At 44.0% G+C, this 218-nt stretch carries 1 protein-coding gene; it reads right to left on the minus strand.

The genetic code is table 11. The annotated features are described in order from the left end of the window. Positions 1–30 precede the first annotated feature (30 nt). On the minus strand, positions 31–218 hold a 188-nt coding region (locus OGV69_RS01395), incomplete at its 5' end, for a S24 family peptidase (protein WP_286469010.1).

A 218-nucleotide genomic window follows, 5' to 3' on the forward strand; every position in this document is an offset into this window, starting at 1 on the left:
AACGAGTTCACATCAACCAGGGCAAACATATCAGCTTGCCGCTTTCACGATAAACGTCACAACCCCAAAGATATCCAGCGAATCTTCGCTGTTTATCATAATGGGTGTATAGGAACTGTTTTCAGGAACAAGCATAAGTATTGGGTGTAGCTGAAGACGTTTAACCGTGAACTCGCCATCAATGGCAGCGATAACAATATCTCCATGTGCAGGCTTTC

Origin of the sequence: Citrobacter sp. Cc139 (assembly GCF_030334645.1) — a bacterium.
Taxonomy (GTDB): Bacteria; Pseudomonadota; Gammaproteobacteria; order Enterobacterales; family Enterobacteriaceae; genus Citrobacter; species Citrobacter werkmanii.